Here is a 17,159-nt window from a genome sequence, read left to right as displayed (position 1 = left end):
ACAAAGAGGAGAGACAGCGATGAGCGCTCGCGCGAAGAGCCGAGTAACCCAGTCGTTCAAACGGCTCGCAGCCTTTACCGGAGCGGGCGTTGTGGCATTGAGCATGGCGGCGTGTTCGTCCACGGGTGGCGCGCCCGAGGGCTCGGGCGACGGTGGTTCGGGCGGCGGCACCGTTGATACGCCGCGGATGACGATCGCGATGATCACCCACGAAGTGCCCGGCGACTCCTTCTGGGACCTGATCCGCAAGGGCGCCGAGGCGGCGGCCAAGAAGGACAATGTCGAGCTGCGTTACTCCAACGATCCTGAGGCGCCCAACCAGGCGAACCTGGTGCAGGCCGCGATCGACAGTGGCGTGGACGGTATCGCGGTCACGCTGGCCAAGCCGGAGGCGATGGCCGCCGCGGTGCGGGCTGCCGAGGCCAAGGGCATCCCGGTGGTCGCCTTCAACTCCGGCCTGCAGGACTGGCAGGCCATGGGTGTCAAGGAATACTTCGGGCAGGACGAGTTCATCGCCGGCCAGGCCGTCGGCGAGCGCCTGAAGGCCGATGGCGCCACCAAGGTGGTCTGCGTCATCCAGGAACAGGGTCACGTCGGACTCGAATCCCGTTGCGCCGGAGTCAAGGACACCTTCCCGGCCACCGAGACCCTCAACGTCAACGGCAAGGACATGCCGTCGGTCGAGTCGACCATCACCGCGAAGCTGCAGCAGGATCCGGCCGTGGACATGGTGGTGGCGCTCGGTGCACCGTTCGCCCTGACCGCGGTGCAGTCGGTGGCCAACGCCGGCAGCAGCGCCAAGGTGGGCACCTTCGACACCAACGCCGCACTCGTGGACGCCATCCAGACCGACAAGGTCATGTGGGCCGTCGACCAGCAGCCCTACCTGCAGGGTTACCTGGCGATCGACGGACTGTGGCTCTACAACTCCAACAAGAACCTCATCGGTGGCGGTCAGGCGACCCTGACCGGCCCGTCGTTCATCGACAAGTCCAACATCGACGCCGTGGCCGAACTGGCCAAGGGCGGAACTCGCTAGCGGAACTGGAAAGAGCCAGGAAGAGTACGCAAATGGTTACCCAAGCAGACCTTGATGTCGCCGAACACAAGGTGGTTCGCGACGAACGTGTGAAGGAACGGAACCGGCTGCAGCGCATGCTGATCCGTCCCGAGATCGGTGCGGGCATCGGTGCGATCGGCATCTTCATCGCCTTCTTCATCGTGGCGCCGCCGTTCCGCGAGGCATCGTCGCTGGCGACTGTGCTGTATGCCAGCAGCACCATCGGCATCATGGCCTGCGGTGTCGCATTGCTGATGATCGGCGGTGAGTTCGACCTGTCCGCCGGTGTCGCGGTGACGTTCAGCTCGCTGGCGGCATCCATGCTCGCCTACAACCTGCACCTCAATCTCTGGGTGGGCGCGGCACTGGCACTGGTATTGGCTCTGGCCGTCGGGTTCTTCAACGGGTTCCTCGTGATGAAGACCAAGATCCCCAGCTTCCTCATCACGTTGTCGACGTTCTTCATGCTCGCCGGCATCAACCTCGCGGTCACGAAACTGGTCGCGGGTCAGGTGGCCACCCAGAGTGTCAGCGACATGTCCGGCTGGGACTCCGCGCAGAAGGTGTTCTCCTCGACGTTCACCATCTTCGGGGTCGGTATCCGGGTGACGGTGCTGTGGTGGCTGGTGTTCACCGTCATCGCCACCTGGGTGCTGTTCAAGACCAAGATCGGCAACTGGATCTTCGCCGTCGGCGGTGACGCGGAAAGTGCTCGCGCCATCGGTATCCCGGTGACCAAAGTGAAGATCGGTCTGTTCATGTTCGTCGGCTTCTGCGGCTGGTTCGTGGGCATGCATCTGCTGTTCGCCTTCAACACCGTGCAGTCCGGGCAGGGCATCGGCAACGAGTTCTTCTACATCATCGCCGCGGTGATCGGTGGCTGCCTGCTGACCGGTGGCTACGGCACCGCGATCGGGGCCGCCATCGGCGCCTTCATCTTCGGTATGACGAACCAGGGCATCGTCTACGCGGGCTGGGACCCGGACTGGTTCAAGTTCTTCCTCGGCGGCATGCTGCTGTTCGCGGTGATCGCCAACAACGCCTTCCGTAACTACGCAGCGAAGAAGTGATTCCATGACGATTTCAGTTGAGAAGCCGGACAGCGAGATTCCCGCCGGCGGTAAGACGCCACTTGTCGAGCTCCGTAACGTCGGCAAGACCTATGGCAACATCACTGCGCTCAAGGACATCTCGCTGCGGGTGCACGCCGGTGAGGTGACCGGCATCCTCGGTGACAACGGCGCAGGAAAGTCGACGCTGATCAAGATCATCGCCGGCCTGCACCAGCAGACCGAGGGTGAACTGCTCGTCGACGGTGAGGCGCTGAAGTTCTCGTCACCGGCCGATGCCCTGGACAAGGGCATCGCGACGGTGTACCAGAACCTGGCCGTCGTTCCGCTGATGCCGGTGTGGCGCAACTTCTTCCTCGGCCAGGAGGTGCGCAAGAAGTCCTTCCCGTTCTCGTTGGACGCCAACGCGATGCGCGCCACCACCTTGGCGGAACTGTCCAAGATGGGCATCGAACTGCCCGATGTCGATGCACCGATCGGGTCGCTCTCGGGAGGCCAGCGCCAATGCGTCGCGATCGCTCGGGCGGTGTTCTTCGGGGCGCGGGTTCTGATCCTGGACGAACCGACCGCGGCACTGGGCGTCAAGCAGTCCGGTGTGGTGCTCAAGTACATCACCGCGGCCAAGGAAGCCGGTTTCGGCGTCGTGTTCATCACGCACAACCCGCATCACGCACATATGGTCGGCGACCACTTCGTGCTGCTCAACCGTGGTCGGCAGAAGCTCGACTGCACCTACGACGAGATCACCCTCGAACACCTGACCCAGCAGATGGCCGGCGGCGACGAGCTCGAAGCGCTGTCTCACGAGCTGCGCGCCAGCAAGTAACACCGACGCTCGCGGCGCGGTTGCGCACTCCGAGGGGTGCGAAACCGCGCCGCAGCCGTATGTCAGCTTGACCGGTCTAGGGCCGTCACGGATCATCGGTGCATGCCAGAGCGTCAGGATCGGCCGACGATGCAGGACATCGCCGACAAGGTCGGGGTGTCCAAGGCCTTGGTGTCGTTGGTCTTCCGTAAGGCGCCCGGCCCCAGTGCGGAAACGCGCGAGAAGGTGCTCGCGGCGGCCGATGAGCTCGGCTACCGGATCAACCGGACCGCCGCGATGATGACCGCGCGGCGAACCCACCTCATCGGGGTCACCACCAATATTCGCAACAGCTTTCACGCCGAGATCGTCGAGAACATCGTGGCGGCGGCGGACCGGGCCGGCTACGAGGTGGTGTTGGGTGCGGTGACACCCACCCACGACGAATCCAAGGTGATCGAGACCCTGCTGGACTTTCGTGCCGAGGGGCTGTTGCTGATCGGCACCGAGCTGCCGAACACAACCCTGGCCGAGCTCGGATCGCGGCTACCGACCGTCGTGATCGGCCGGCGTATCTCGGCCGACTCACTGGATGTGGTCCGTACCGCCGACGGTCGCGGTATCGGTGCCGTGGTGGACCACCTGTACCAACTCGGGCACCGTCGCATCGTGCACGTCGCCGCGGGCGAGGGCGTCATCGCGGCGGACCGTCGCAACGGCTATCTGCGGGCGATGCGCAGGCATGCACTCGACGGTGAGGCGCGGGTCATCGAAGGGGATTTCACCGAGGATTCCGGGATGGCCGCCGCCGCCCAGTTGGTCGGCGAGGGTTCGACGGCGACGGCGGTGGTATGTGCCAACGACCGGATGGCGGTGGGTGTCATCGACACCTTGCGGCGATCCGGAATGCTTGTGCCCGAGGATATCTCGGTGACCGGATATGACGACAGTGCCCTGGCGCGACTCGGTCATATCGATCTGACGACCGTCAGTCAGCAGCCGCGCGAGCAGGCGGACAAGGCCGTGGATGCCGTGGTGTCGCGGTTGGACGGCGGCCGTACGTCGCCGGAGTCCTGGGTGCTGCAGCCGCAGCTGGCGATCCGTGCGACCACCGTCGCGCCGGCCCAAGACTGATCTGAAACCTTCTCGACTGCAATAGATCTGCGTCGTTCGCCGATCGGTTCTCCCGGAACTCTTGACAGGGTCGTGTGACGGGGCTCATAGTTGTCGCAGTCGAACTTAGACCGGTCAAATAGACCGGAGCAATCCCACCGACCGAGTAGGAAATCCCGTGAATCGATGGATGAAGACGGCCGTTGCGGCCGCCGCAATTGCACTCAGTGCCTCCGCGTGTAGCGGGACCGGCGGAAAGCCCGATACCCAGGGCGGTGACGTCGGCGCGGTCAACGTGAACCTGCCGCGGCACACCGTCGCGATGGTCGGACACTGGAATCCCAGCGACGCGTTCGTCGACATCCTGCGCAAGGGTGCGAAGCAGGGCGCCGAGACCAACAACATCGACCTGCGGTACTCCTCGGATCCGCAGCCGGACAAGCAGGCGACGTTGGTGCAGAACGCGATCGACTCCGATGTCGATGCGATCGCGCTGGACCTCGCCAACCCCGAGGCGCTCATCGACGTCGCGAAGAAGGCCGTCGCCGCAGGCATTCCGGTGGTCGCCTTCAACTCCGGCTACGACGATTGGAAGCGCGCGGATGCGCTGATGTACATCGGCCAGGACGAGGTCATCGCGGGGACCGCCGCCGGCGAGCGGCTCAAGGAGGCCGGCGCGCAGAAGGTGCTGTGTGTGGTGCACGAACAGGGTGTGCCCGCACTGGACAAGCGGTGCAACGGGGTGGAGGCAGGCTTCGGCGGTGCCGAAAATGGATCCAGCGGCGGTACCACCGAGCGGGTGTATCTGGCGGGCTTCGACATGTCCGCCGCGCGGTCGACGATCGAGGCCAAGCTCGCGCAAGACCCGGCAATCGATGCCCTCATCACCCTCAACGCGTCCTACGCCATGACGGCGCTGCCTGTCGTCGAGGCCACCGGACGGGACATCACCGTCGCCACTTTCGATACGAATGCCGAGTTGATGAAGGCCATCGAGGACGGCAAGGTCGCCTTCGCCGTCGACCAGCAGCCCTGGCTGCAGGGGTACCAGGCCGTCGACACGCTGGCCAACTACCTCAACAACCGGAGCATCCTCGGCGGCGGACAGCCCATTCTGACCGGGCCGTCCTTCATCGACGAGTCCAACGTCGAACAGATCGCCACCTACGCCACCGAGGGTGTCCGTTGATGCGCCGCAGGATCGCTGCAGCCCTGCCGGATTCGACCCAGGCGGACGGCGCATGAAGTACGAGGTTCTCGGCAAGACGGGCCTGGAGGTGTCCGCGGTGTCATTCGGCACCGCACCGCTGGGGGACATGTTCGGTGCCACCGACGAGGATGCCGGTATCGGCGCGGTCCACGACGCGATCGCCGCGGGTATCAACTTCTTCGATTCGTCGCCGTACTACGGCGGGGGACTGGCCGAGGAGCGACTCGGCAAGGCACTGAAGAACATCACCGAGCCGGTGATCGTGGGCACCAAGGCCGGTCGCTACGGTTTCGACGAGTTCGACTTCTCGCCCAACAGGATTCGGGAGGGATTCCACCACAGCTTGCGGTTGCTGCAGCGCGACCACGTGGACATCCTGCAACTGCACGATATCGAGTTCGTGGGCCTGGAGCCGGTTTTCGAGGATGCCTACGCCGAACTGGTGCGGCTGCGGGATGAGGGCAAGTGCCGATTCATCGGTATGACGGGTTACCCGTTGCACACGCTTCGCCGGGCCGTCACCGAGACCGATCTCGACACCGTGCTCAACTACGCACATTTCACCCTGCTCAACACCGAGCTGACCACCGGTCTGCTGCCGGTGGCCGACATGAACGGCACCGCGGTCATCAACGCGGCGGCCGTCGCCCTCGGTCTGCTCACACCGGGTGGGCTCAAGGCCGATGTCCCGACCGGCCCGCGCATCCAGGCCGCCGCCGATCGGGCCCGTGCGATCTGCGCCGAACGCGGTGCCGATATCTCGTTCCTGGCCAATCAGTTCGCCATTCAGCGCAGCGGGTGCGCGACCACTCTCATCGGCACCACCAAGGCACACCACCTGGATTCGGCGGTGCGGGCCGCCACCGCGCCGATCGACGAGACCCTGTTGGCCGACGTGCTGGCCGCCACCGCCGAGGTACATGCCGAATCCTGGCCCAGCGGACTGGAGGAGAACAACTGATGCAGGCCGTTCTGCTCGGATCCGACGGCGTCGAACATCTCGGTGACATCCCCGACCCGAGCCCGGCTGCCGGCGAGGTGGTGGTCCGCGTCGACTACTGCGGTATCTGCGGTAGCGATCTGCACGCGAGTGCGCAGGGATTCTCCGCCGGTGTCGCGCTGGGGCACGAGTTCGCCGGTGTGATCGTCGAACTCGGGCGCGAGGTCGACAACCTGTCGGTGGGCGACCGGGTGTGTGTGAATCCCAACGGAGACTGGTGCGGTCGCTGCGCCTTCTGCCGGGCCGGGCAGTTCAACCTGTGCACCGAGTTGTTCCGGACCGCCGTCGGGGTGGCCCGCCACGGTGGCATGGCGCCGTATGCGGCGGTCCCCACCAAGGTGCTGCACCGACTGCCCGAGGGTGTCAGCACCCGGCAGGGCGCCTGGGTCGAACCGCTGGCCACCGCGCTCCGCGGGGTACGCCGGTCCGGTATCGGCATGGGGGATGACGTTCTGGTCTCCGGTGCCGGGCCGATCGGGCTGTTGATCATCGCTCTGCTGCGCGCGATGGGGACGGGACGGATCACGGTCCTGGAGCCGACCCCGGCGCGTGCGGCCAAGGCCGTTGTGATGGGGGCCGATACCGTGATCGACCCGCTCACCGCGGATCTCGGGGGTGTGTTCGACGACCCGGCGAAGGCACCGGCATACGGGTTCGAGGCCTCCGGTGTGCCCGCCGCCATCGAGACGGCACTGCGGGTGCTGCGTCCGCGCGGCGTGCTGACCGTCACCGGTGTCGCGCCGAGGCCGCCGCACTACCAGGCGCCCGATCTGGTGTTCAAGGAGATCACCATCCGCGGCAGCTTCATCTACGAGCAGGAGTTCGCCATGGCGATCGACCTGCTCGACCGCGGTGTTGTCGATATCGACCCGCTGATCAGCAGGATCGCCCCGGTCGACGCCGGCCTGCAGGCATTCACCGATCTGCGCGGCGGCGCCGATATCGTCAAGGTGCTGCTCAGCGCCGAACACGGTGGCGGTGTGTAGCGAGACCGGCCACCGGGTACGTCATATCGATGACATCGTCGACACTGAAGACAGAAGATGCCGGACCGCACGCCGTGAGTCGCAGCGTGCAGGTCACGGCTCCGATCGGCACGCTGTTCGAGATCATCGCCGACCCGCATCGGCACCATGACCTCGACGGATCGGGGACGGTCCGGGATGTCGAGGTGCACGGGCCGCACCGGCTGAACACCGGTGACAAGTTCACCGTAGGCATGACGCAGTTCGGTCTGCCCTACAAGATCACCTCCACGGCCACCGCCGTCGAGGAGAATCGGCTGGTCGAATGGCAGCATCCACTCGGTCACCGCTGGCGCTGGGAGCTGACCGAGGTCGCCCCGGGCACCACCAAGGTCACCGAGACCTTCGACTACTCGACGGCGAAGGTGCCGTTCGTGATCGAGCTGCTCGGCATGCAGAAGAAGAATGCCGACGGCATCGAATCGACCCTGACCGCGCTGGCCGACCGCTACTTCGCGCACTGAGTCAGCGCGGCTCCAGACCCGCCGCCCGGTAGGCCGCGTCGACCAGTGCCATGTTCGCCACGGCGTCCTCGGTACCGAACGGTAGCGGCTCGCCGTGGCGAACATGTGCGGCGAACGCCTCGAGTTGATACGTGTAGGACGCCCGGGTGCCCAGGTGCTCGACGACTGTCCCGCCGGTCGTGCTGACCGTCAGACGGTCATCGTGGCTGGGCCGGATGAAATCGTGCACCAGTGCCTCGCCGGCCGAGCCGACGATACGCAGGGTGAACGAATACTCCTGCTCCACCATCGAGTTCGTGGACAGGCCGGTGGCCCCGCCGGAGAACGCGATGTCGACCTCACTGCGCGCATCGACACCCGGGGACCGTTGGTCGGCTCGGGCACCGGCGATCGACGGTGTGCCGAGGCCGAGGCTGCCCAACGACCGCATGATGTGCAGGGCGTAGCAGCCCAGATCCATCAGTGCGCCGCCGGCGAGTTCCAGCGACCAACGCGGGTCCGTCGCCGCGGGTTCGGGCATCCCCATCCGAACCTCGACCCGTTCGATCGCGCCGAGCGCACCGGTTCGGGTGAGTTCGAAGGCCCGCCGAGTCACCGGATGGAAGAAGTAGTGAAACCCTTCCAACACGCTGACACCGGCGTCCGTCGCCGCCGTGGCCACCCGCACGGCCTCGGAATGATCTCGGGCGAACGGTTTTTCGCTCAACACCGGTTTGCCCGCCGCGATCGCGGCCAGGTTCCAGGGCGCATGCAGCGCGTTCGCCAGCGGGTTGTAGACCACGTCGACCTCAGAATCGTCGATGACGTCCTGGTACGAATCGACGACGCGTTCCACACCGTACTTCTGCGCGAAGTCCTGCGCGCGACCCCGGTCGCGCGCCGCGACGGCGACCAACCGGTGACCGAGCTCGGCGGCCGGACCGACGATGGCGTCCTCGGCGATCCGTGACGCGCCGAGGACGCCGATCCGCAATGCCGTCACGAAGTCACGCTGGCAGCCGCACCCTGCAGGAAGGCCACGCTGGCCACCACATCGGCGAGCGGGCCGTCGCCGGCCGGCTCACCGTCCAGAATGTTGTCCTGCTCCATCACGTACCACCCGTCGAAACCGTTGTCCTCCAACGCCTTGACGATGCCGGCGATATCGACGTCACCGGCGCCCAGCGGCACGTACATACCCGCGGCGACCGCCTGCGTGTAGGTCAGCTCACCGGACTGCACCTTGGCGGCCAGCGCGGCATCAACATCCTTGAGGTGGGCATGCTTGATGCGCTCGGGGACCTCCCTGGTGAGCGCCAGCGGATCGGTACCACCGATCAGCAGGTGTCCGGTATCCAGGCACAACGGAATCCGTGAGCCCGCCAGCACCCGGTCGACCTCGGCGCGGTTCTCGACCATGGTGCCGACATGCGGGTGCAGCACTGCCATCAGGCCCCGTGCCGCCACGATCTCGGCCAGCCGGTCCAGATTGGAAAGCAATGTGTGCCATTGGTTCTCGTCGAGGACGGGACGCTCGTCGTAACCGTCGAGGCCGGTTGCCGCGGCCAGCACGACCACCCCGGCACCCGCCGCGACGAGTGATTCCAGCGGCCCGGCGAGGTCGTCGGCCGGATCATGGTCATCCTTGAACAGCACTACCGGCACGAATCCGCCGACGCACGCGAGACCGTAGCCGTCGAGCAGCGTCACCAGTTCGGTCGTGTCGGTGGGCAGGAAGCCCTCCGGGCCCAATTCCGTTGCGGTCAGGCCCGCCTGACGCATCTCCGTCAGCACGCGGTCCGAGTCGAGCTGGTAGCCCCAGCCGGGAACCTCACATACGCCCCACGAAATGGGTGCTCCGGCGATTTTCACTGCTTGACCTCCTGGATGCGGACCGGGGCACCCCGGCGTAGGGACTCGGTGGCCGCCTCGGCCAGCCAGGCGACCTCGACGGCGTCGGCCACGGTCGCGCCGCGGACCGGACCGCCCTTGGCGACCTCGACAAAACCGGCGAGCTCGGTGCGGAACGCCTCGGTGAAGCGGTCCATGAAGAAGTTGTGCGCAGGCCCGGTCGGAAAATCGTTGGACGGATCCATGTTCGCGATCGGCGCGCCCTGATCCCAGCCGGCGGCGACGCTGTCGTCGAACCCGTGGATCTCCAGGCGGCAGTCGTAACCCCGGGCGTTGTAGCGGGCGTTGGAGATCACGCCGAGCGCGCCGCCGTCGAACCGGACCACCACGGCGGCGGTGTCCACATCGCCGTACTCGGTGAACAGCGGGTCGCCCTGCACGGTGCCGGTGGCGTACACCTCCACGGCGTGCTGGCCGGTGATCCACCGGACGATGTCGAAATCGTGCACGGCGCAGTCGCGGAAGATGCCGCCCGAACCCTTGATGTAGTCCATCGGCGGCGGTGCGGGATCCATGGTGGTGCTGCGCACGGTGTGCAGGATGCCGAGGCTGCCGCTGTCGACGGCGGCCTTGGCGGCGGCGAAGGCCGCATCGAAGCGACGCTGATAACCCACCTGCACCGGCACACCTGAGCGGGTGATGATCTCGGCCACCCGGGCGCTTTCGGCCGCCGTGGAGGCGATCGGCTTCTCGCAGAAGGTGGGGATGCCCCGCTCGACCGCGGCCAGGGTGAGTTCGGCGTGGGCCGGGGTGGCCGCGGCCACCACGACACCGTCGACACCGGCGGTCAGCAGTTCATCGACCGATCCGACGGCCTTGGCGCCGTGCTTGGCGGCCACCGCTGCGGTCACGTCGGGACGTTCATCGGTGATCACCAACCCGTCGATGCCGTCAAGGGCGGCAAGGGTTTCGGTGTGGAATGCGCCGATGCGGCCCAGTCCGATCACGCCGATGGTGGTCATGGGTTTCTCCGTTCGTTCTGTGCGTTGAGTGCGATGTCGAGGGTGGCGGGGTCGGCTCCGTCGGCCAGGGCGGCCAGCACGGTGTCGACCTGACTGGGCGGGGCCAGACTGCCGATGGGTTGGTCGGAATCGAGATTGGTCGGGAAGGCGTAGCCCTCGGCGGTGGCGTTGACGATATTGACCAGATCGCGATCGGAGCGGCCGTCTTTTTTCATTGCCAGCAGGGTGGGGTAAACCGCCCGGATCATCGCCGTGCGGTCCAGCGATTCCATCGCCCGGCCGAACGGTGAAGAGATCTGCAGCAGGTTTGCCATCCGGCTGATATCGGCCGAAGCATTGCTCCCCGCACCGTGATACAGCGCGGGGTTGAAGAACGCCGCGTCACCCTTGCGCAGCGGCACCTGAACGTGGTGCTCGGCGAAGAAGTCGATGAACTCCGGCCGGTAGAACGCGATGTAGCCGGCCTCGAAGCGCTGCGAATAGGGCAGCAACATCGTCGGCCCACTCTCCAGCGGCATGTCGCAGTGCGCCACCGCGCCCTGCAGGGTCAATGCCGCCGACATGCGGTGCATATGCGCCGGGTAGAGCGCCAGCTGATCGACATTGACGAAACCGAGGTGATAGTCGCGGTGCGGAACCTGCGCCGCGCCACCGGGATTGACGACATTGACCTGTGAGGTCACCTGGTAGCGGGGGCCGAGCCAGGCCTGCGGCACCAGCGCAAGCGTGTCGGCGGCGTAGTACTCGGCGTACACCGCGGGGGAGTGCAGGGCGAGCTTCTGCGCCGCGTTCCAGACCCGGTCGTTGGCGCCGGCCTTGCCGAAGTGGTCACCGGCGGCACCGCCTGCAGCGCGCTGCGCGGCGATGATGTCGTCGAAGGCCGCCGTCGCGCGATCGGTGATGTCATGGTCGAAGGCGCCCTCGAACACCACGACCCCTGGGCCGTCGGTCAGGGCGCGGATCAGTTCGGCCTGCAGCGCCCGGCGATCGGCGCCGTCGATCGAGGCAGCCGAGTAGACCAGCACATTGCGGCGGACGTCGACGGCGTGCGGATACTCGGCCAGATCGGTGTCGCGCAGAACCTGGCGGCCGAACGCCGCCAGATCGCAGTCCGACTCGGTGATCCAGTCGACGGAGCGGGTGAGGGATGCGGACATGACCGTTAGTCTTGCTGTGACACGAGCCGCAATCAACAGCAGGAAACCATCAAAAAACCCTCACCATTCGTCTGACAGGCGGGAGTCGCATGCACCGATACAAGGTCCGCGAGATCGCGCAGCAGTCCGGTCTGAGCGAAGCAACGGTCGATCGCGTCCTCAACGACCGGCCGGGGGTTCGGGAGAACACCCGGGCCGAGGTGATGCAGGCGATCGCCGACCTCGACAAGCAACGGGCGCAGTTGCGGCTGAACGGGCGCCGCTACCTGATCGACGTGGTGATGCAGACCCCGCAGCGGTTCTCCGACGCGTTCCGCGCCGCCGTCGAAGCCGAATTACCCGCCTTTGCGCCGGCCGCCCTGCGCGCCCGGTTCCATCTGTGGGAGACGGGCTCGGCGGCCCAGACCGTGGAGACGCTGGCCAAGATCCGCGGCAGCCACGGCGTCATTCTCAAGGCGCAGGACGAGCCTGCGGTCGCCGAGGCCGTCGACCGGTTGGCCGCGTCCGGGGTGCCGGTGGTCACCTACACCACCGATATCGCCAACAGTGATCGGTGCGCGTATGTCGGGATCGACAACCATGGTGCCGGCGTCACCGCGGCCTATCTGGTCGACCAGTGGCTGGGGGATGCGGCCGGCGACGTGTTGATCACGTTGAGCCGCACGGTGTTCCGTGGTGAAGGCGAGCGTGAGGTCGGGTTCCGCTCCGGGCTGCGCAAGTCGGGGCGCGAGGTCGTCGAGGTCAGCGACAGCGACGGGATCGACGCCACCAACGAGGGTCTGGTGCTCGACGCCCTGCGGCGCCATCCGGGTATCGAGGCGGTGTACTCACCCGGCGGCGGGAACAGCGCCACCGTCGCGGCCTTCGAGAAGTTGGGCCGGGCCTGCCGCGTCTTCGTCGCGCACGATCTCGATGTCGACAATCGTCGGCTGCTGCGCGACGGCAAGCTGTCGGTGGTGCTGCACAACGATCTGCGTGCCGATGCTCGACTGGCGCTGCGGGTGATCCTGGCCCAGCACCGGGCGCTGCCCGAGGAACCGGTACGTGCGACACCCATCCAGGTCATCACCCCGTACAACCTGCCCGGATGACGTCGCGCACGGCATGTGCGGGATGTGACCTGCGACGACGGAATCGCTGATTCGCAGCCAAGGCGACTACCATTTCCGCCCACGGCCATTCGTTGTGCGCCGAAGACCATATCCAGACCGAGACCGGGGGAGTTCGATTGATGGCGCCAGAGCTCGTCCCCGGCGTGACCGTGCTGGGCAATCTGGCGATCGACGTCATCAACGGCGGTGCCCCGACCCCCGGCGGCTGCGCATCCTTCGCGGGTGTGGCGTTGGAGAGCGCCCCCGGTGTCGCGCATATCGTCGCGATGGGCGAGCAGACGCACCACGAGCTCTTCGACCCGGTATTGGAACGGTTCGGTTCGCTGGTGCGGCTGCTGCCGTCGGATCGCACGAGTGGTTTCAGCCTGGACTACGACGACACCGATCATCGGCACATGGGGGTGCAGGCGATCGGCCCGGTGTGGACCCCGGCCGACGTCGATCTCGACGACCCGCGCACCACCTGGATCCACCTGGCGCCACTGCTGCGCACCGACTTCCCGGCCGAGACGCTGGCGCATCTGGCGGCCCGCGGGCACCGCATCGCCTACGACGGGCAGGGTCTGGTGCGCGCCGATCGCATCGGCCCACTGTCGCTGGACCGTAACTTTTCGCCCGAACTGCTGCGTCACCTCAGCACGCTCAAGCTGGCCGAGGACGAGGCCGTCATCGTCGCCGACGGTCCGTTCGATCTGTCGACCGCCGAATGGCTGGGTGTCCCGGAGATCCTGGTGACCTACGGTTCCGAGGGCTGCGACATATATAAGGACGGCACTGTGGTGCGGGTGCCTGCGGCATGGCGCGTGATGGATGTGCAGACCACCGGAGCCGGTGACATGTTCACCGCAAGTTACGTCGCACATCGGGCCATGGGTGCCGACCCGCGCCGTGCCGTCGAGATCGCCAGCGAGTTGGTGGCTCGCGAGCTGCAGAAGAGGGTCCAGGTCCGGTCTGCGTGACCACACCCTGATCAAACTTGACAGGTGTCAAGGGTAGCGGTCATGCTGCTACGCGACGGCTACTGCGCAGTAACCAGATCCTTAGAGAATGACATTCTCCAAAAGTGACGAAAACCACACGATGTGTCGCCGGACACACGCTAGATGCGGCTGAACTGGGCGTTCGCCCCAACGCAACCCGCGTGTCGCCGGTTCGTCTGGCAATCGACACCCTAAGAGAAGTGCCATACTGGTTACTCGCAGTGACACAAAAAATTCAGTGACGTAACGCCCACCCGGCCACAGCGACTGGCCTGGGCGTGAAAGGCAGGAAGTCGTGGGTCAGAACGGCAGCACCGGCGCTCCGCGGCAGAAGCTGGAAAAGGTCGTCATCCGCTTCGCCGGCGACTCCGGTGACGGAATGCAGCTTACCGGGGATCGCTTCACTTCGGAGGCCGCCCTTTTCGGCAACGATCTGGCGACCCAGCCGAACTACCCGGCCGAGATCCGTGCACCACAGGGCACGCTGCCGGGCGTCTCGTCGTTCCAGATCCAGATCGCCGATTACGACATCCTCACCGCCGGTGACCGTCCCGACGTGCTCGTGGCGATGAACCCGGCGGCGCTGAAGGCCAATGTCGGTGACCTGCCGCGCGGTGGCCTGATCATCGCCAACTCCGACGAGTTCACCAAGCGCAACCTGGCCAAGGTCGGCTATGACGCGAACCCGCTGGAGAACGACGAACTGTCCGATTATGTGGTGCAGTCGGTGGCCATGACCACCCTCACCCTGGGTGCGGTCGAGGCGATCGGTGCCACCAAGAAGGACGGCCAGCGCGCCAAGAACATGTTCGCGCTCGGCCTGCTGTCCTGGATGTACGGCCGTGAGCTGGAGGCCAGCGAGGCCTTCATCCGCGAGAAGTTCGCCCGCAAGCCCGAGATCGCCGAGGCCAACGTGCTGGCGCTGAAGGCCGGCTGGAACTACGGCGAGACCACCGAGGCGTTCGCCACCACCTACGAGGTGGCCCCGGCCAAACTCAAGCAGGGCGAGTACCGCCAGATCTCGGGTAACACCGCACTGGCCTACGGCATCGTCGCGGCCGGACAACTCTCCGGGATCCAGGTGGTGCTCGGCACTTACCCGATCACCCCGGCCAGCGACATCCTGCACGAGTTGTCGAAGTACAAGCACTTCAACGTCATGACGTTCCAGGCCGAGGACGAGATCGCCGGCATCGGCGCCGCGATCGGTGCCTCCTACGGCGGCGCGCTGGGTGTGACCAGCACGTCGGGCCCGGGTGTCTCGCTGAAGTCCGAGGCCATCGGCCTGGCGGTGATGACCGAGCTGCCGCTGATCGTCATCGACGTGCAGCGCGGCGGTCCGTCGACCGGCCTGCCGACCAAGACCGAACAGGCCGACCTGCTGCAGGCACTGTACGGCCGCAACGGCGAGTCGCCGGTCGCGGTGCTGGCACCCTGCTCGCCGTCGGATTGCTTCGACATCGCGGTGGAGGCCGTGCGGATCGCGATCGGCTATCACACGCCGGTGATCATCCTGTCCGACGGAGCCATCGCCAACGGCTCGGAGCCGTGGCGCATCCCGGACATCAGCACCTACCCGGCCATCGAGCACACCTTCGCCAAGTCGGGGGAGCCGTTCGAGCCGTACGCGCGTGACCCGGAGACACTGGCCCGACAGTTCGCCGTCCCCGGCACGCCCGGACTGGAGCACCGCATCGGCGGTCTGGAGGCTGCCAATGGCTCTGGCAACATCTCGTATGAGCCCAAGAACCACGACCTCATGGTCCGGCTGCGCCAGCTCAAGATCGACGGCATCACGGTGCCCGATCTGGTGGTCGACGACCCGACCGACGACGCGGAACTGCTGATGCTGGGCTGGGGCAGCTCGTACGGCCCGATCGGTGAGGCCTGCCGGCGGGCCCGGCGCAACGGGATCAAGGTCGCGCACGCCCAGCTGCGCCACCTGAATCCGTTCCCGGCCAACCTCGAAGAGGTATTGCGTAAGTACCCGAAGGTGGTCGTGCCGGAGATGAATCTCGGCCAGCTGGCCCTGCTGCTGCGCGGCAAGTATCTGGTCGACGTCCAGTCCGTCACCAAGGTGGAGGGCATGGCCTTCCTGGCCGACGAGGTCGAGGGCATCATCGACGCCGCGTTGGACGGCACGTTGCGTGAGAAGGAAACTGACAAGGCAAGGTTTGCACGGTTGGCCGCGGCCACCGTCGATCTGGGTGTGGGGGCTGACGCATGACCGACCTTATTGGGACCGATCTGGGCCTCACCGATGCGCTGAACGGGACGGCCCTGGTGCCGACCACCGACCAGCCACAGAAGGGCAAGGACTTCACCAGTGACCAGGAGGTCCGCTGGTGCCCCGGTTGCGGTGACTACGTCATCCTCAACACCATCCGTAACTTCCTGCCCGAGCTGGGGCTGCGCCGCGAGAACATCGCGTTCGTCAGCGGCATCGGCTGCTCCAGCCGCTTCCCGTACTACCTGGAGACCTACGGCTTCCACTCGATCCACGGTCGCGCCCCGACCATCGCGACCGGCCTGGCGCTGGCCCGCGAGGATCTGTCGGTGTGGGTCGTCACCGGTGACGGCGACTCGCTGTCGATCGGTGGCAACCACCTGATCCACGCGCTGCGCCGCAACATCAACATTACGATCCTGCTGTTCAACAACCGGATCTACGGTCTGACCAAGGGGCAGTACTCGCCGACCTCGGAGGTCGGCAAGGTCACCAAGTCCACCCCGATGGGCTCGCTGGACTACCCGTTCAACCCGGTGTCGCTGGCGCTGGGCGCCGAGGCCACCTTCGTCGGTCGCGCGCTGGATTCCGACCGCAAGGGTCTGACCGAGGTGCTGCGCGGTGCAGCCCAGCATCGTGGTGCCGCGCTGGTCGAGATCATGCAGGACTGCCCGATCTTCAACGACGGCTCCTTCGATGCGTTGCGTAAGGAAGGCGCCGAGGACCGGCTGATCAACGTCCGCCACGGTGAGCCCATCACATTCGGTGCCGACGGCGAGTATGCGGTGATCAAGTCCGGTTTCGGCCTGGAGGTCGCCAAGACCGCCGACGTGCCGGCCGATCAGATCGTGGTGCACGACGCCACCCTCGACGATCCGGCCTATGCCTTCGCCCTGTCGCGATTGAGCGAGCAGAACCTCGATCACATGGTCATGGGCATCTTCCGTCAGGTGCACAAGCCGACCTACGACGATGCCGCCCGCAACCAGATCGCCGCGGCGCGGGAGGCCAAGGCGCACGACACGGCCGCACTGCAATCTCTGCTTCGCGGTAAAGACACCTGGTCGGTGGATTAACCTGCTGG

The 17,159-nt window shown here is 66.2% G+C and carries 16 protein-coding genes; 12 read left to right on the top strand and 4 right to left on the bottom strand.

The genetic code is table 11. The features are described 5' to 3' along the window. Positions 1–19 precede the first annotated feature (19 nt). The 8 genes from ACLBYA_RS13375 to ACLBYA_RS13340 all read left to right on the top strand — a co-directional run bounded on the left by ACLBYA_RS13375 (position 20) and on the right by ACLBYA_RS13340 (position 7,747). Entirely contained in the window at positions 20–1,039 is a 1,020-nt protein-coding gene (locus tag ACLBYA_RS13375) for a substrate-binding domain-containing protein (protein ID WP_447709884.1), read from the top strand. A gap of 32 nt (positions 1,040–1,071) precedes the next feature. Beyond that, positions 1,072–2,130 carry an ABC transporter permease gene (locus ACLBYA_RS13370; protein WP_447709883.1) on the top strand — a complete coding sequence of 353 codons (1,059 nt, stop codon included), beginning with the start codon at positions 1,072–1,074 and terminating at the stop codon, positions 2,128–2,130. A 4-nt stretch (positions 2,131–2,134) separates the two neighbouring features. Continuing rightward, positions 2,135–2,956 (top strand): ATP-binding cassette domain-containing protein, encoded by an 822-nt coding sequence (locus ACLBYA_RS13365; RefSeq protein WP_447709882.1) that lies wholly within the window; start codon positions 2,135–2,137, stop codon positions 2,954–2,956. A gap of 102 nt (positions 2,957–3,058) precedes the next feature. Beyond that, entirely contained in the window at positions 3,059–4,069 is a 1,011-nt protein-coding gene (locus ACLBYA_RS13360; protein ID WP_447709881.1) for a LacI family DNA-binding transcriptional regulator, read from the top strand. Between the two features lie 169 nt (positions 4,070–4,238). Beyond that, positions 4,239–5,237, top strand: a complete 999-nt coding sequence (locus ACLBYA_RS13355; protein ID WP_447709880.1) for a substrate-binding domain-containing protein — start codon at positions 4,239–4,241, stop codon at positions 5,235–5,237. 52 nt (positions 5,238–5,289) lie between these two features. Beyond that, on the top strand, positions 5,290–6,219 hold the full coding sequence (locus ACLBYA_RS13350) for an aldo/keto reductase (RefSeq protein WP_447709879.1): 930 nt from the start codon (positions 5,290–5,292) through the stop codon (positions 6,217–6,219). After that, on the top strand, positions 6,219–7,244 hold the full coding sequence (locus ACLBYA_RS13345; RefSeq protein WP_447709878.1) for a zinc-dependent alcohol dehydrogenase: 1,026 nt from the start codon (positions 6,219–6,221) through the stop codon (positions 7,242–7,244). Before ACLBYA_RS13350 ends, ACLBYA_RS13345 begins: the two co-directional genes overlap by 1 nt. A gap of 29 nt (positions 7,245–7,273) precedes the next feature. Continuing rightward, the gene (locus tag ACLBYA_RS13340; protein ID WP_447709877.1) at positions 7,274–7,747 is read left to right on the top strand and encodes an SRPBCC family protein; all 474 of its coding nucleotides are present in this window, start codon (positions 7,274–7,276) and stop codon (positions 7,745–7,747) included. Between the two features lies 1 nt (position 7,748). On the opposite strand, the gene ACLBYA_RS13335 is transcribed toward ACLBYA_RS13340, so the two are convergent. Genes ACLBYA_RS13335 through ACLBYA_RS13320 form a run of 4 tightly spaced genes read right to left on the bottom strand, consistent with a single transcriptional unit; the run spans position 7,749 to position 11,756 of the window. Beyond that, positions 7,749–8,729, bottom strand: a complete 981-nt coding sequence (locus ACLBYA_RS13335) for a Gfo/Idh/MocA family protein (RefSeq protein ID WP_447709876.1) — start codon at positions 8,727–8,729, stop codon at positions 7,749–7,751. Beyond that, complete coding sequence (locus tag ACLBYA_RS13330) at positions 8,726–9,598, bottom strand: sugar phosphate isomerase/epimerase family protein (protein ID WP_447709875.1); 873 nt, start codon at positions 9,596–9,598, stop codon at positions 8,726–8,728. The genes ACLBYA_RS13335 and ACLBYA_RS13330 overlap by 4 nt, the downstream gene beginning before the upstream one ends. After that, positions 9,595–10,599: a Gfo/Idh/MocA family protein gene (locus tag ACLBYA_RS13325; RefSeq protein WP_447709874.1), complete on the bottom strand. Its 1,005-nt coding sequence runs from the start codon at positions 10,597–10,599 to the stop codon at positions 9,595–9,597. The genes ACLBYA_RS13330 and ACLBYA_RS13325 overlap by 4 nt, the downstream gene beginning before the upstream one ends. Further along, complete coding sequence (locus ACLBYA_RS13320; RefSeq protein ID WP_447709873.1) at positions 10,596–11,756, bottom strand: phytanoyl-CoA dioxygenase family protein; 1,161 nt, start codon at positions 11,754–11,756, stop codon at positions 10,596–10,598. Before ACLBYA_RS13320 ends, ACLBYA_RS13325 begins: the two co-directional genes overlap by 4 nt. Before the next feature lie 89 nt (positions 11,757–11,845). Here ACLBYA_RS13320 and ACLBYA_RS13315 point away from each other — a divergent pair, with 89 nt between their 5' ends. The 4 genes from ACLBYA_RS13315 (at position 11,846) to ACLBYA_RS13300 (ending at position 17,151) form a co-directional block, all read left to right on the top strand. Further along, positions 11,846–12,847 (top strand): LacI family DNA-binding transcriptional regulator, encoded by a 1,002-nt coding sequence (locus tag ACLBYA_RS13315; protein WP_447709872.1) that lies wholly within the window; start codon positions 11,846–11,848, stop codon positions 12,845–12,847. Between the two features lie 140 nt (positions 12,848–12,987). Beyond that, positions 12,988–13,827, top strand: a complete 840-nt coding sequence (locus tag ACLBYA_RS13310) for a carbohydrate kinase family protein (RefSeq protein WP_447709871.1) — start codon at positions 12,988–12,990, stop codon at positions 13,825–13,827. A gap of 316 nt (positions 13,828–14,143) precedes the next feature. Continuing rightward, the gene (locus tag ACLBYA_RS13305) at positions 14,144–16,075 is read left to right on the top strand and encodes a 2-oxoacid:acceptor oxidoreductase subunit alpha (RefSeq protein ID WP_447709870.1); all 1,932 of its coding nucleotides are present in this window, start codon (positions 14,144–14,146) and stop codon (positions 16,073–16,075) included. Beyond that, entirely contained in the window at positions 16,072–17,151 is a 1,080-nt protein-coding gene (locus ACLBYA_RS13300; protein WP_447709869.1) for a 2-oxoacid:ferredoxin oxidoreductase subunit beta, read from the top strand. Before ACLBYA_RS13305 ends, ACLBYA_RS13300 begins: the two co-directional genes overlap by 4 nt. Positions 17,152–17,159: the final 8 nt, after the last annotated feature.

The organism is Mycobacterium sp. C31M (genome assembly GCF_053345865.1).
This window is presented reverse-complemented; position numbering and strand designations above follow the sequence as displayed.